General features: G+C 66.4%; 12 protein-coding genes. 5 read left to right on the plus strand and 7 right to left on the minus strand.

The window, feature by feature from the left end; genetic code table 11:
- A complete protein-coding gene (locus tag BR78_RS0103640; protein ID WP_029934990.1) occupies window positions 1–888 on the minus strand; it encodes a LysR family transcriptional regulator in 888 nt (295 codons plus the stop codon).
- A 151-nt stretch (window positions 889–1,039) separates the two neighbouring features.
- Here BR78_RS0103640 and BR78_RS0103645 point away from each other — a divergent pair, with 151 nt between their 5' ends.
- Window positions 1,040–1,360, plus strand: coding sequence for a hypothetical protein (locus BR78_RS0103645; protein WP_029934992.1), 321 nt, complete (start codon window positions 1,040–1,042; stop codon window positions 1,358–1,360).
- A gap of 39 nt (window positions 1,361–1,399) precedes the next feature.
- Here BR78_RS0103645 and BR78_RS0103650 read toward each other — a convergent pair whose 3' ends face one another.
- From BR78_RS0103650 to BR78_RS0103670, 5 genes are read right to left on the minus strand one after another with little or no spacing between them, the layout of a single operon-like run.
- Window positions 1,400–2,797 (minus strand): PAS domain-containing sensor histidine kinase, encoded by a 1,398-nt coding sequence (locus tag BR78_RS0103650; RefSeq protein WP_029934994.1) that lies wholly within the window; start codon window positions 2,795–2,797, stop codon window positions 1,400–1,402.
- Window positions 2,794–3,912 carry a DUF2336 domain-containing protein gene (locus BR78_RS0103655; protein ID WP_029934997.1) on the minus strand — a complete coding sequence of 373 codons (1,119 nt, stop codon included), beginning with the start codon at window positions 3,910–3,912 and terminating at the stop codon, window positions 2,794–2,796. The genes BR78_RS0103650 and BR78_RS0103655 overlap by 4 nt, the downstream gene beginning before the upstream one ends.
- 35 nt (window positions 3,913–3,947) lie before the next feature.
- Window positions 3,948–5,123 carry a hypothetical protein gene (locus BR78_RS0103660; RefSeq protein WP_029934998.1) on the minus strand — a complete coding sequence of 392 codons (1,176 nt, stop codon included), beginning with the start codon at window positions 5,121–5,123 and terminating at the stop codon, window positions 3,948–3,950.
- A 36-nt stretch (window positions 5,124–5,159) separates the two neighbouring features.
- Window positions 5,160–6,356: an exo-beta-N-acetylmuramidase NamZ family protein gene (locus BR78_RS0103665; RefSeq protein ID WP_029935000.1), complete on the minus strand. Its 1,197-nt coding sequence runs from the start codon at window positions 6,354–6,356 to the stop codon at window positions 5,160–5,162.
- A complete protein-coding gene (locus BR78_RS0103670; RefSeq protein WP_231478133.1) occupies window positions 6,353–6,862 on the minus strand; it encodes a DOMON-like domain-containing protein in 510 nt (169 codons plus the stop codon). The genes BR78_RS0103665 and BR78_RS0103670 overlap by 4 nt, the downstream gene beginning before the upstream one ends.
- Window positions 6,863–6,924: 62 nt before the next feature.
- Between BR78_RS0103670 and tyrS the strand changes: the two genes are divergently transcribed.
- Both tyrS and BR78_RS0103680 read left to right on the plus strand, forming a co-directional pair.
- The gene (gene tyrS / locus BR78_RS0103675) at window positions 6,925–8,151 is read left to right on the plus strand and encodes a tyrosine--tRNA ligase (RefSeq protein WP_029728608.1); all 1,227 of its coding nucleotides are present in this window, start codon (window positions 6,925–6,927) and stop codon (window positions 8,149–8,151) included.
- A 97-nt stretch (window positions 8,152–8,248) separates the two neighbouring features.
- Window positions 8,249–8,572 carry a PilZ domain-containing protein gene (locus BR78_RS0103680; RefSeq protein ID WP_029728607.1) on the plus strand — a complete coding sequence of 108 codons (324 nt, stop codon included), beginning with the start codon at window positions 8,249–8,251 and terminating at the stop codon, window positions 8,570–8,572.
- 89 nt (window positions 8,573–8,661) lie between these two features.
- On the opposite strand, the gene recG is transcribed toward BR78_RS0103680, so the two are convergent.
- Window positions 8,662–10,722, minus strand: coding sequence for an ATP-dependent DNA helicase RecG (gene recG, locus BR78_RS0103685; protein WP_029728606.1), 2,061 nt, complete (start codon window positions 10,720–10,722; stop codon window positions 8,662–8,664).
- 71 nt (window positions 10,723–10,793) lie between these two features.
- Between recG and BR78_RS0103690 the strand changes: the two genes are divergently transcribed.
- Together BR78_RS0103690 and mfd are read left to right on the plus strand one after the other, a co-directional pair.
- Entirely contained in the window at window positions 10,794–11,060 is a 267-nt protein-coding gene (locus tag BR78_RS0103690; protein ID WP_029935004.1) for an FAD assembly factor SdhE, read from the plus strand.
- Window positions 11,061–11,184: 124 nt separating this feature from the next.
- Window positions 11,185–14,643 (plus strand): transcription-repair coupling factor, encoded by a 3,459-nt coding sequence (gene mfd / locus BR78_RS0103695; RefSeq protein WP_029728610.1) that lies wholly within the window; start codon window positions 11,185–11,187, stop codon window positions 14,641–14,643.
- Window positions 14,644–14,710 lie beyond the last annotated feature (67 nt).

Below are 14,710 nucleotides of genomic sequence, written 5' to 3' on the forward strand. Positions count from 1 at the left end.
TCAACTCCCCTCCTTCCCAGGGAGGGGGATTTGCTCGCTTATCCAGTCGCGAAACGCCGTCATCGCCGGACTCGGCGTTCGCGACTTGAGCCAGGTCAGCCAGTAACGTCCCGTCGCCACTTCCAGCGCGAACGGTCGCATCAATGCGCCGTGGTCGACGAGCCGCCCCAGCATCGAGGCGGGCGCCAGCGCCACCCCCGCGCCCTGCATCGCCGCCTCGGCCATCGCCAGCGACGAATCAAACACCGGCCCCTTGAGCGTGGGCGCGGCGATTCCGAAGCCCTCGAACCAGCGCGTCCATTCATCGGCGCGATACGAGCGTAGCAGCGGCATTCCCAACAGATCGCGCGGTTCGCCAAGCTCCCGCGCCATCGCCGGGATGCACAAGGGGGTCAGCGGTGCCTCCATCAGCGGCACTGCCTCGGTTGCGTGCCACGCGCCGTCGCCGAAGCGGATCGCGAAATCGAGCCCCTCGCCGGCCAGATCGACTCGGTTATTGTTGGTGAACAGTCGCAGATCGATCCGTGGATGCGCTGCGCGAAACGCCGGCAGGCGCGGCAGCAGCCATCCCGTCGCGAAGGTCCCCACTGCCGCCACCGACAGCAATTGCGTGGCCTCGCCGCTGGCGATCCCCTCGACCAGTTCGGCCATCCGGTCGAAGCTTTCGGCAAGCACCGGCTGGAGGGCCACGCCCTCGTCGGTGAGCGCGAGCCCGCGCGGCAGCCGTCGAAATAACTGCACGCCCAGTCGCGTCTCCAGTGCCTTCACCTGATGACTGACCGCGGCCTGGGTGACGCACAATTCGATCGCGGCGCGGGTGAAAGAGAGATGCCGCGCGGAAGCCTCGAACGCGCGCAGGGCATTGAGCGGCAAATGCGGGCGGACCATCGCATTCGCATAAGCTTTTCTAATGGCTGAAGCCAGTTCCCGAGCGCTAGGCCGCTCGAATCTGTACCGGAGACTACAAAGTGATTCAGCAAAGCGAAGCCTCAGCGATCCTATTCTCCCTTCACTGCGGGAGAATTGACAGGAGAGCATGATGAAGATTGTCAGGATCATCGCCGCCGCCGCGCTCGCGTTCACGGGCGTCGCCGGTGCCACCACGACCGCCAGCGCGGCACCGGTCACCTTGATCGGCGCCAGCGCCGCCGTGCAGGATTACGGCTACGGCTACGGCTATCGCGACGACCGGCGCTATCGGGACTACCGGCGCTATCGCGGCGATCGGGATCGCTGGGACCGCTGGGATCGGGGCCGTGGCTATGACCGCGGACGCTATTATCGCGGGCACCGCTCGCGCGTCTGCTGGACCGAATGGCGGCGCTATCAGGGCCGCGTGACGGTCTGCCGCCGTCGCTAAACGGGAACGGGGCGCCGGCCAGCCCGGCGGGCGCCCCGCTCACTTCCGCATGGGAAGCCTGAACACGAACCGCGCGCCCATTCCGGGTGCGCTATCGACGATGATGTCGCCGCCCATCGCCCGGGCGAGCCGCCGCGCGATGTACAACCCGAGGCCCGATCCGCCCGGCTCGCTGTCGTCGACGCGCCCGAACTTCTCGAATATCCGCGCGTGATCCTCCGGCGCGATGCCCTTGCCCTGATCGGCGACGATCACGCAGCCCATGCCGCCTTCGCGCTCGAGCCGGATCCACACCATCCCGCCCGGCGGCGAATACCGCACCGCATTGCCGATCAGATTGACCATCACCTGCAGCGCGCGACGGAATTCGCCGGTCACCGGCAATCCCTCGTCCGTCGCCGGCTTGTCGATCCGTACGTCGGATTGCGCCGCCCGCACCCCGAGCAGCCCCGCCGCGCGCCGCGCGACATCGGCAAGGTCGATCGGTTCGATCAGTATCGCGAAGTCTTCGCGCTCGATCGCCTGCAGATCGACCAGATCCTCGACCAGTCCCAGCAGATGCCGCCCGGCGTTGGCGATATCGCTGGCATATTCGGCATAATCGGGCTTGAGCGGTCCATCCAGTTGCGCGCTGATGCTGTCGGCATTGGCGATGATCTTGCCGAGCGGCCCGCGCAACGCGCGATCGAGCCGTTGGCTGAACGAATCGGGAAAGCCGCCGAAGGCCGCCGCGGGCGCCGGCAAAGGCGTGTCGGGGCCCGGCTCGGGCGGCAGCGGCGCCTCGAGCATGTGCGCGGCGCCGACGAATCCGGCGAAACGTCCGCCGGGATCGCTACGCGGCGTCGCCGCGAGCCGCACCATCCGCCCGGTGCCGCGAATCTCGGCCTTCTGTCCGTCGAACTGTGCCTGCGCCGCCACGGCGTCGAGGATCGGCAGGTTGCCGCTCTCGTCCTGTTCCAGATGAAAGAGGCGCGTCAGCGGATGGCCGAGCATCTCGCTTGAATCGAATCCGTAGCGCTCACCGGCCTCGATCGAGAGGAAAGTGATGCGCAGCGATGCGTCTGTCTCCCACAACCAGTCGGCGGCCGAGCGGAAGAAGTCGCCATCGCGCTCCAGTTCGTTACCGATCGCGCGCCATGCCGGGCGCTGGCGCCATCCGCTCACTTCGAGCCGCACCCCGCCGTCCTCGGGCTCGGCGCGAACCCACAGATCGAGATCATCCTCGCCGTCCGCTGCGACTACGTTGCGCGAAATGGCGATGCCCAGCCGTTGCGCGAGCCGCGCCAGCGTGGCGATCTGCGGTACCGCGAGCGGTGCGCCCGGCTCACCGCCGGCGCGAAGGTTCAGTTCGGCCAGCCGCGACTCTGCGTCGATCAGCCGGCCTTCACGGTCGAGCCTTCCGCAGGAAACGGGGAGTGAGCGATCGATCGCGTTCATGCCGCGCCACTCGTGCGGGCCAGCGCCAGCAACGCTGCCCGATAGTCCGGATCGAGCCGGAATGGTGCGATCGCATCGCGGGCGTCGGCACCGGTAACGGCAATGATCGTGTCGAGCCGATCGGCAAAGCGCTCGACGTCGCGGCGCGGGTCCGCCTCGCACAATGCGAAACCGATCTGCGCAATGGTTTCGCGACTCAGGTCGAGCGCGCGGAGCGCCAGCCACAACCGGTCTGCGCTCGATTCGAGCACGATCTCCCGGGCAAGCGGGTAGCTCACCCCCAATGCATGAGCGAGCAATGCGATGAACAGGACGATGCGCCGGTCGCCCAGCGCCTCGACCAGCATTCGTGGCAGTTCGTCTGACCGGGCATCGATCGCCGCGGCGAAGCGCATCGCCGCCGCTTCCAGCCGATCACCCTCGTCATAGGCGACGAGGCTGCGTTGCGCCGCGTCGGACAATGCCCGGTCAAGCACCGGCAGCGCGCCGTCGGCTGCCTCGCTCACGCGCTCGCGCAGGGCGGCCGCCACCCACCAGACCAGTCGGAAGTGCAACTCGGCGGGCAGGTCGGTCTGAGTCAATTGTCCCGCATCGGGATCGCCGCGCCGCCGGCTTTCGGCGATCAGCACCGCCATCGCGCCGCTCGCCAGCGCGCGATCCGGGTGCTGGACGAATCGATTGACCAGGCTGGGGCGTTCGGGATCGTCGGGCGCATTGAGCGGCAACGCCGCGGCGATCGCGTCCTGGCGCACCCGTGCCATGAGCTCGGTCATCAGCGCCGGATCGCGCAGCAGTCCCGAGCGGAACAGCCGATCGCAGACACTCGCCTCGGTCCGCAGGATCGTCGCGGCGAGCTTGACTTCCCCACGTTCGCTCAACAGCCGTGCGCCATTCTCGCGGATCTCGGCTTCGACGGTCTCGACCAGTGCCCGCAGCAGCAACGACAGCGCCGCGCGGGTTCGTTCGTCGAGCCGTCCCTCATCGGACAGGAAGAAGTCATCGATCGCTACTGACAGCCCGTCATGGACGCGCGTCTCCGCAGCCGCCGCGCGCGCGAGCAGCTCAGGAGCGCCGCTGGTGGCGCCGTGGGTTATGTCGACGGGGTTATCCGACATCGACCTCTGACTAGCGGAATGTGATTAAAGCGAAGCTAAGCTTTTTCCCGGGTACCCTCAACCGCCGCGGCCAGCGTAATGAAAGCATAAAGCGTCGCCGCGCCCAGCCCGAACTGGATCAGTCCGGCCAGCGCAAACGGCGTCAGTAGCAGCAGATGCGCCGACGGGCTCGCCCACCAGCGCCGATGCCGCGACGGCGCGCGTTCGATCAGGAATTGCGCCGCCAGCGCCACCGTAGCCAGCACCAAGGGCGTGGTCGTGTCGAGCCGCACACGCTCCATCCAGCCGCAGCCGAGCGCGACTCCACCGAACAGCCCCAACAGCGCCCATTCAATTGCCCGGGCGCGTCGCTCCTCACCGCGCAATGCCGCCATCGCGCCGCTCGTCGCGAAGCTTGCCGCGGAGAGCAGCGAAACGAGCAGCCCCGTGCCCTCCCAATTATATGCGAGCGCTGCGAACGACAGCAAAGCGAGCACGCCTGCCACACCGATCAAACCCCAGCCGGGCACGTTGCGCGAGACCAGCTCGGGCAGCACCATCCGCGCGATCCGAGTGAATACCCAGCGATCCGCCCAGTCGGTCCGCCGCTCGGTCAGCGCCGCCATGATCCCGGTGTTGCGCGCCGCCAGCCCCGCGGCGCTGTGCTCGACGGCGTGACCGCTGCGCAGCCAACTCGCCGTCAGCGGGACATGGTCAGCGCCCGATTGCGCCGCTACGCGCAGCAACGCCGACTGGAAATCGTAATCGTCGGGCATCTGCGCGATTTGCCTGAGCTGGCCGATCGAGATCCGCGCCACCCCCGCCCAGCAATCGCGCATGTCGAGCCGCTCGATCGCGGCAGGAGAATCGGCATCGTCGGTGACGAGCAGCGCCTCGGGACCGTCATTGCCCATCCGATCCATCACCGGATCGGTGGTGACCAGCCCGTCGGCCATCACCAGCACCCGCGCCTCTTCGCCGATCTTCTCGGCCGCTTCCTCGGCCGATCGGACGATCTCGACGAAGAGATCACGCCGGCTCGCGCGGTGAACTGCGGAGAGCAACGCCGGCGTCATCTTGCCGACCGCCACCAGAACGTGCTGCGCGCCCGCGCCCGAAAGCAGCCGCACTTGATATTCGAGCAGCGTCATGCCGCCGAATGGCAGCGTCGCGACGAGCGTACCCGGCCGGTCGCTCGCCTCCTCGATCGCAAAAATCAGCCCCGCCAGCATGATGCGGTCGTTAAGCCCTCGTCCTGCCTTACGCAATCAATACAGTAGGAACGGCCGCCGCGCCTCGATCCAGGCCGCTTCGTCGGGCAGCGTGATCGTGTCGAGGTCACTCGCCTTCGCACCGGCATCGTCGACCCACTCCCGCAGGCCGGGCCCGCCGTTGATCACATCGATCGCCAGCTTGTCGAAGACATATTCGTATGGAAAATCGCGCCACAGATCATAGGACGGACGGAGCGTCCGGATCGCCTTGAAGCCCAGGGCCTGCACCCGCCAGGGCCTGAACGCCTCGTGATCGTATTGCGGCCCTTCGGCATGAATGAACACGCCCGAGCAGAGCTGCCCGACATGCTTGTGGAACGTCGGCTGGAACCAGATGTCGCGCAGCGTGCATCCCGAGAGCCAATCCGGCGCCAGTCGACGCATCTCGGCGATAATCGCGCGTGAATCCACGTCGGGAGCGCCGAACAGCTCCAACGGCCGCGTCGTGCCCCTCCCTTCGGACAAATTGGTGCCCTCGAGCATCACTGTTCCGGCATAAGCCCGCGCCATGTTCACATTCGCCGCATTGGGACTCGGATTGATCCACGGCCTCTCCGGCGGCCAGCCGAAGCCTGGCCCCGTCTCGGGTTGCCACCCTTCCATCCCTATCACGGTATAGTCCACGTCCAGGCCAAAGTGATGGATGAACCAGGACCCCATCTCGCCCAGCGTCATTCCATGCCGCATCGGCATCGGTCCCGCCCCGACAAAGCTCTCCCAGCCGGGCAACAGGGTCAGTCCCTCCACCGGCCGCCCCGCCGGGTTGGGCCGATCGAGCACCCACACTTGCTTCTCGTGCTGCGCCGCGGCCTCGAGCACGTAGAGCAGGGTCGTCACGAAGGTGTAGATCCGGCAGCCGACATCCTGCAGATCGATCAGGATGACATCGAACGTCCCCATCGACTGGCCGGTCGGGCGGCGCACCTCTCCATAGAGGCTGAATACCGGCATGCCGTAGGTCGGATCGGTATAGTCCGGCGACTCCATCATATTGTCCTGGAGATCGCCGCGCACCCCGTGCTGCGGCCCGAACACCGCCGAAACGTTGAGCCCCGTCGCGACCAGCGCGTCGAGCGAATGCGTCAGGTGCGCGGTGACCGAAGCCGGATGCGCGAGCAATGCGACGCGCTTGCCTTCGAGGGGCTTGCGGAGTTCAGGGTCGGCGAGCAGCCGATCGATGCCGAATTTCATGCGCGCATCGCTGCCGGGACTTCGAAGGCGAAGCAAGCCTCATGGTGGAAGTCGGGCTTCCCCGGCGGGTGCGCGAGCGACCAGAAGGAGCGCTTGCCGCCCGCTTCCTCGATCACTGCGGTGATGCCGACGCACCAGTCATCGTCGGGAAGATCGGACAGGTCCACCGCCGCGCGCATCTCGCCGCCCCACCATTCGATCGCCGGTGTTATCAGCGGCAGCTCGACCATGCCCGCGCGATAATCGCTGAAGCGATAGGCAGCCCATTCGCCCGAAGGCGAGAAATTGAATTCGTAATAGCCGCTGCCGCGATCAGGTCGGACGAACAGTTCGAAACAGCTGTGCTTCCATAGTTCGTCCGTACGCTGCGGGCGCGCGGGCGGTGGCGCGATCAGATCGTCGGCGCCCTCGACGCGATATTCGACAAGCCACCGGCCATCGCCACCGCACGCCAGCATCACCTCGATACCGCGCACCGAGACCGGCGCGAAATCGGGATGCGGCACCAGCGTCCCATTGCCCAATCCTCTCCCCAAGGCACTTCCTCCATGCTAGGCGGCGCGGCATCATGACCGAATTCCAGTCCGATCTGCTCCGCCTGCTCTCTTCGCGCGGCTATATCCACCAGGTTACCGACCCCGAGGGTCTGGATGCCCTTGCCGCGCGCCAGGTCGTTCCCGGCTATATCGGCTTCGACCCCACCGCGCCGTCGCTCCATGTCGGCAGCCTCGTCCAGATCATGCTGCTTCGCCGGCTCCAGCAGGCGGGCCACAAGCCCATCGTCCTCATGGGCGGCGGCACCGGCAAGGTCGGCGACCCCAGCTTCAAGGACGAGGCCCGCAAGCTGATGACGGTCGAAACGATCGCCGGCAACATAGCCTCGATCAAGACGGTGTTCGAGAACTTCCTTACCTTCGGCGACGGGCCCACCGACGCAGTGATGGTCGACAATGCCGAATGGCTCGACGCGCTCGAATATCTTCCTTTCCTGCGCGACTACGGCCAGCATTTCTCGGTCAACCGGATGCTCAGCTTCGACTCGGTCAAGCTGCGGCTCGACCGCGAGCAGTCGCTGTCGTTCCTCGAATTCAACTACATGATCCTCCAGGCCTACGACTTCCTCGAGCTGTCGCGCCGTGCCGCGTGCCGCCTGCAGATGGGCGGCTCGGATCAATGGGGGAACATCGTCAACGGCATCGAGCTCTCGCGCCGCGTCGACGGCACCGAGGTCTATGGCGTCACCACCCCGCTGATCACTACCGCGGACGGCGGGAAGATGGGCAAGACCATGTCGGGCGCGGTGTGGCTCAACCCTGATCAGCTCTCGCATTACGATTACTGGCAGTTCTGGCGGAACACTGACGATCGCGATGTCGGCCGCTTCCTGCGGCTGTTCACCGATCTGCCGCTCGAGGAGATCGTCCGGCTGGAGGGGCTCGCAGGTGCCGAGATCAACGAGGCCAAGAAGATCCTCGCCAACCTCGCCACCGCTATGTGCCGCGGCGCGACCGCTGCCGAGGAAGCCGCAGAAACCGCGCGCCGCACGTTCGAGGAAGGCGCCGCCGGCGAGGCGCTGCCGAGCTTCACGGTGCCCGGGGGCAGCATCAACATCGTCGATGCGCTGGTCGGCCTGGCGCTATGCCCTTCCAAGGGTGAGGCCCGACGGAAAATCGCCGAGGGCGCGATCAAGATCGACGATCAGCCGGTAGGCGATCCGATGGCCGTGGTCGCCGTGGCCGGGCAAGTGAAAGTCAGCTTCGGCAAGAAGCGCCACGGACTTCTGGTGCCTGCCTGATCGGCACGTAAGTCTATGTTAAGCAGCTTCGTTTGAACGGAATTCACGCTAGAGCGATATCAGGGAAGCCGTACCTCAAGGTTTGAGCGAGGCGCCCGTGAGTTTCAGCATCGGCAATCTGGCTATCGCCGACGACCGGCAGGCAATGCGCGACGACGTGCATTATCGTGCGCGGGCGTTCGGCCCCGATGCGCGGCAGCTCACTTTCCTGATCGTGAACATCTCGCCGCACGGACTGATGGCGCGCTGCGAGACGCCGTTCGAGACCGGAGACCGCCTTCGCGTCGTGCTTCCCGGTGCGGGGGCCGTCGTCGCGGAAGTCCGCTGGTGGCTGGGCGGGCGGCTCGGCTGCCAGTTCGAACCAGCGATCGATCTCGCGACTTACTACGAACTCATCGCCACCATGCTGAAGGGCAAGTGATACGCAGTGCTCCTGCGAAAGCAGGAGCCCAGGGCGGCAAGCGATGCGCCTGTGACTCCGGGCTCCTGCTTTCGCAGGAGCACTGACAGCTACCCGGCCCGCAGCAGCGTCACCGCGGCATCGCGTTCGAACAGATAGAGCGCTGTCCGCGCCGCCTCGCCCCGCGCGGTTTTGAGTCCGCGGTCCTGATCCACCAGCAACCTCGCGTCAGCATTGGCCGCGACCATCAACGCCTGCATCATCTCGGGCGTTGCCAGCCGGAACTGCGCCTCGCCGGACTGCCGCGTGCCGAGCAATTCGCCGCCGCCGCGCAGTTCGAGATCACGCTCGGCGATCAGGAATCCGTCATTGGTATCGCGCATCAGCGCCAGCCGCGCGCGCGAAGTTTCGCTCAGCCCGGCCCCGCGCAGCAGCACGCAATGGGACTTGCCGCCCCCCCGCCCCACCCGCCCGCGCAATTGATGGAGCTGCGCCAGCCCGAAGCGATCGGCGTGCTCGATCACGATGAGTGTCGCATTGGGCACGTCCACGCCGACCTCGATCACTGTCGTCGCCACCAGAACGCCGATCGCCCCGCTCGCGAACCGCGCCATGACGGCATCCTTCTCGGGTCCCTTCATCCGCCCATGGACCAGCCCCACCCTATCGCCGAAACGCGCGTGAAGCTGCGCCGCGCGCTCCTCGGCGGCGGCGAGATCGACCTTCTCGCTCTCCTCGACCAACGGACACACCCAATATGCCTGCTTGCCCGAACCAAGATGCCGGCCAAGCGCCTCGACGATCTCGTTCAGGCGATCCTCCGAGATCACGCTGGTCTCGATCGGCTCGCGGCCCGGCGGCATCTCGTCGAGCCGGCTTACGTCCATCTCGCCATGCGTCGCGAGTTGGAGCGTGCGCGGGATCGGCGTCGCGGTCATCACCAGCAGATGCGGCGGCACCTGGGCCTTGGACTGGAGCATGAGCCGTTCGGCGACCCCGAAGCGATGCTGCTCGTCGACCACCACGAGCCCGAGATCCTTGTAGCGCACGCCTTCCTGAAAGATCGCATGCGTGCCGACCAATATGTCGATCGAGCCGTCGGCGAGCCCCATCAGCGTCGCCTCTCGCGCCTTGCCCTTGTCGCGCCCGGTGAGGATCGCGACTCTTACATCCAGCCCTGAAAGCATTCGCGTAAGCGTCTCGAAATGCTGGCGAGCGAGAATCTCCGTAGGCGCCAGCATCGCTCCCTGTGCGCCTGCTTCGGCAGCGATCAGCAGCGCCATGGTCGCGACCAGGGTCTTGCCCGAACCGACATCGCCCTGAAGCAACCGCAGCATCGGTTGAGACTGCGCCATGTCGCCTTCGATCTCACGGATCGTCCGCGATTGCGCGCCGGTCGGGGTATAAGGAAGCTGCAGCCTGTCGCGCAGACGCCCGTCCCCCGCCAGCGGCCGCCCCCGCTTGGCCCGCGCCTCGCCGCGCACCAGCATCAGTGCGAGCTGGTTGGCGAAAATCTCGTCATAAGCGAGTCGCTCGCGCGCCTTGGCGTCGGCCGGATCGGCGTGGATCGCCACCAGCGCCTCGCGCCAGCCCGGCCAGCCCTTTTGCGCCTTGAGGCTCGGCTCGATCCATTCGGACAATTCGGGCGCCCGTTCGAGTGCCTGTGCCGCCAGCGCAGCGATCCGCTTCGAGGTGATTCCCTCGGAGCAGGGATATACCGCCTCGCGCCCGACTGACTGCGCCTCCTCGGGCGGCAGCACGAGATCCGGATGGACGATCTGCAATTCCTGCCCATAGGTCTCGAGCTTGCCCGAGACGAAACGCGGCTCGTTCAATGGCAGCAGCTTCTTCGCCCAACCCGAATTGCCGCCGAAGAATACGAGGCTGACATAATTGCCCCTTGCGTCAACCGCCTGTACCCGCGCCGGTGCCCGCGCACTTCCGCCGAAGCGGTAGTTCACTGCGGTCAGCGTGATCGCGATGATCCGCCCCGCGTCCGCCGCGTCGAGTTCCTCGCGCGGCACCCGATCGATGAACCCGGTCGGCAAATGGAAAGCGACGTCCACCGCACGCGCCAGCCCGAGCCGCTCCAACGGCTTTGCCAGCCCGGGGCCGATGCCCTTCAGCGCGGTGACTTCCGCGAACAGTGGATTGAGAATGTCCGGCCGCATGTCTATCTCCGCCCTACACCGAAGCCGACGGTCGCTCAAAGCGCCGCCGGCCGATTTGCGTTGGAGATTCTGTGGATCGCGAACATCGCCTCAAGCGCCTGCGCTTCCGCGCCTGGCATCGCGGCGTCAAGGAAGCCGATCTGCTGATCGGCGGATTCTTCGATGCCCATGCCGAAGGCTGGAACGACGCCGAGATCGATCTGTTCGAGGCCATGCTCGAGGAGCAGGATGTCGACATCATGGCTTGGGCGATGGGAACCGCCGCCGTCCCAGAACGCTACCAGGGCACGATAATGAACGCGCTCAAGACCCTGAACTACGTACCGATTTCGAGATAAATCTCCCTCTCCCCGCTTGCGGGGAGAGGGTCGGGGAGAGGGGCACATCCGCATGCTCCTTCCTCTCCGCCCTGCCCCTCTCCCCAGCCCTCTCCCCCGAAGGGGAGAGGGAGCAGAGACAAGAATGCCCGAACTGAAGAAGATCCTCACTGCCACGCGTCCCCTCACGCTCTCAGGCGCCCCGACCGGCTTCCTCCCCTGGATGCTGGCCGACCTCGCGCGCGCCGGAAGCACGGCGGTGTTCATCGCCCCCGACGAGGCGGCGATGCGCGCGATCGCCTCGACCGTATTGTTCTTCGCTCCCGAGCTCGACATCCTCAGCTATCCGGCCTGGGATTGCCTCCCCTATGACCGCGCCAGCCCCACGCTGCGCGTCATGTCCGAGCGCCTCGCCACGCTTCACGCGCTCCAAACCAAGGCCGATAAGCCGCGCCTGCTGATTACCACCGTCAATGCGGCCACCCAGCGCGCGCTTACCCCCTTCCGCATCCGTCAACTCGTCGCGCGACTCGCCCCGGGCGAGCGGATCGGCCTCGACAAGCTTTCCACCCTGCTTCAGGCCAATGGCTATGTCCGCGTCGATACGGTCAACGACGCCGGCGAGTTCGCCGTCCGTGGCGGACTAGTCGATCTCTTCCCGAGCGGTGCCGAACAGGCGCTCCGTCTCGATTTCTTCGGCGACGAGATCGAGTCCGTCCGCACCTTCTCGCCCGAGGACCAGCGCACCACGGGCCGCGTCGATGGTTTCGTCCTGCTGCCCGCTTCCGAAGCCTTGCTCGACGAGGAATCGATCAAGCGCTTCCGCAGCCGCTATCGCGAGAAGTTCGGCGCCAATGCCACGAGCGATCCGCTCTACCAGGCGATCAGCGACGGCCGTCGCCTCGCCGGCATGGAGCATTGGCTCCCGCTGTTCGAAGAGCGGCTGGAGACGCTGTTCGATCATTTGCCCGACGAGGCCGTGCTCGTGCGCGATTCGGCCACCGGCGGTGCCGCCGAGCAGCGTTTCGAGGCGATCGCGGACTATCAGGAAAACCGCGTCCGCGCCGAATCGGCCGCGCCCGGCAGCTATCGCCCGCTCGCCACCGACGCGCTCTATCTCTCGCCCGACGAATGGGCGAAAGCGCTCGATCACGGCCCGGTGCACATCGCCACGCCCTTCCACGAACCTGAATCGGCGACTGTCCTCGACTTTCACGTCGACGGGCCCCGCGACTTCACCCCCGAACGTGCAGGGGGCACGAATCTTTACGAAGCAGTGGTCGCCCACCTCGCGAAGGTGCGGAAAGACGGTCGCAAGCCGATCCTCGCCAGCTACTCGAACGGCGCGCGCGAGCGGCTCTCCGGACTGCTCGCCGATCATGGGCTCAAGGGCGCCCACAATGCCGAAAGCTGGCAGGAGGCACTGGGCGCGGCCGACAAGGGCATCGCCCTCATCGTCCTCCCGCTCGATCACGGCTTCACGGCGCCCGACGTGGCGATCCTCACCGAACAGGACATGCTCGGCGATCGCCTGATCCGGCGTTCGAAGCGGCGCAAGAATACGGATGCGTTTCTCCAGGAGCTCGCCACGCTCTCGCCGGGCGATCTCGTCGTGCATATCGAGCACGGCATCGGCCGCTACGAGGGATTGACCCAGATTCCCGTCCAGAAGGCGCCGCACGATTGCGTCGCGCTCTCTTATGCCGGCGGCGACAAGCTCTACGTCCCGGTCGAAAATCTCGAAGTGCTGAGCCGCTACGGATCGGGCGAGGAAGGCGCGACGCTCGACCGCCTCGGCGGCGAGGCGTGGCAGCGCCGCAAGAGCCGCATGAAGGAGCGGATCCGCGAGATCGCAGGCGAACTCATCGCCACCGCCGCCAAGCGCGCCACGCGCCCCGCTGAAGTCGCCGAGCCCGATCATGGTGGCTACCCCGCCTTCGTCGATCGCTTCCCCTATGAAGAGACCGACGACCAGGACCGCGCGATCAACGACGTGCTGGAGGACCTCGCCGCGGGGCGCCCGATGGACCGGCTCATCGTCGGCGATGTCGGCTTCGGCAAGACCGAAGTCGCGCTGCGCGCCGCCTTCGTCGCGGCGATGGCCGGGATGCAGGTCGCAGTGGTCTGTCCGACCACGTTGCTCGCCCGCCAGCACCACCGCAATTTCGTCGAGCGTTTCCAGGGCTTCCCGATCGAGATCGGCCGGCTCTCGCGCCTCGTTCCCGCCGCCGAGGCCAAATCGGTCAAGGAAGGCGTCGCCGAGGGCAAGATCGACATCGTCATCGGCACCCACGCGATCCTCGCCAAGACGATCGACTTCAAGCGCCTCGGCCTCGTCATCGTCGACGAGGAGCAGCGTTTCGGCGTCACGCACAAGGAACGGCTCAAGGCGATGAAGGCGGACGTCCACGTCCTGACCCTCACCGCCACGCCGATCCCGCGCACGCTGCAGATGGCGATGTCGGGGCTGCGCGAGCTCTCGGTGATCCAGACTCCGCCGGTCGATCGCCTCGCGGTGCGCACCTATGTCATGCCCTGGGACCCGGTCGTGCTGCGCGAGGCGCTGCTCCGCGAGCATTATCGCGGCGGCCAGGCCTATTTCGTCACGCCGCGCATTTCGGATCTCCCCGATATCGAGAAGTTCCTCCGCGAGGAGGTGCCCGAGATCAGCTACGTCATCGCGCACGGCCAGATGGCGCCGACCGAAGTCGAGGAGCGGATGTCGGCCTTCTACGACCGCCGCTACGATCTGCTCGTCTCGACCACCATCATCGAATCCGGGCTCGACATCCCGTCGGCGAACACGCTGATCGTCAACCGCGCCGACAAGTTCGGCCTCGCCCAGCTCTACCAGATCCGCGGACGCGTCGGCCGTGCCAAGACCCGCGCCTATGCCTATATGACCACTCCGCCCGAGCGCCAGATGACCGAAGCGGCGAGCAAGCGGCTCAAAGTGCTCTCCGATCTCGAATCCCTGGGTGCGGGCTTCCAGCTCGCGTCCCACGATCTCGACATCCGCGGCGCGGGCAATCTGCTCGGCGACGAGCAATCGGGGCACATCAAGGAAGTCGGCTACGAACTCTACCAGTCGATGCTGGAAGAAGCGATCATGGACGCCAAGGCGGGCGGCCTGCGCGACGACATCCGTCCCAAGGATCTGTCGCCCTCGATCACCGTCGACGCGCCGATCATGATCCCCGAGGAATATGTCCCCGATCTCGATCTGCGCATGGGCCTCTATCGCCGCCTCAACGACGTCGAGGACAAGCAGGGCATCGAGGAATTCGCCGCCGAGCTGATCGATCGCTTCGGCAAGCTCCCCGAGCCGACCGACAATCTGCTCCGCCTGATCGAGGCCAAGCTCAACGCGAAAAAGGCCTGCATCGCCAAGATCGATGTCGGTCCCAAGGGCGCATTGGTCAGCTTCCACGACGACAAGTTCCCCAATGTCGCCGGGCTGCTGGCCTATGTCGACAAGCTCGACGGCACCGCCAAGCTGCGCCCCGACATGAAGCTGGTGATCACTCGCGCCTGGGCCAATCCCTCAGCGCGGCTCCACGGCGCGCTGCAATTGTCGCGAGGGCTCGCCAAGGCGGCGGGCTGAGTAGTGTTCCACCACTCGTCGCCCGGCCTTGTGCCGGGGTCCACCAGGAGGCGACGGCCGAGCAAGA

Origin of the sequence: Sphingomonas sp. UNC305MFCol5.2, from assembly GCF_000712135.1 — a bacterium.
GTDB lineage: Bacteria > Pseudomonadota > Alphaproteobacteria > Sphingomonadales > Sphingomonadaceae > Sphingomonas.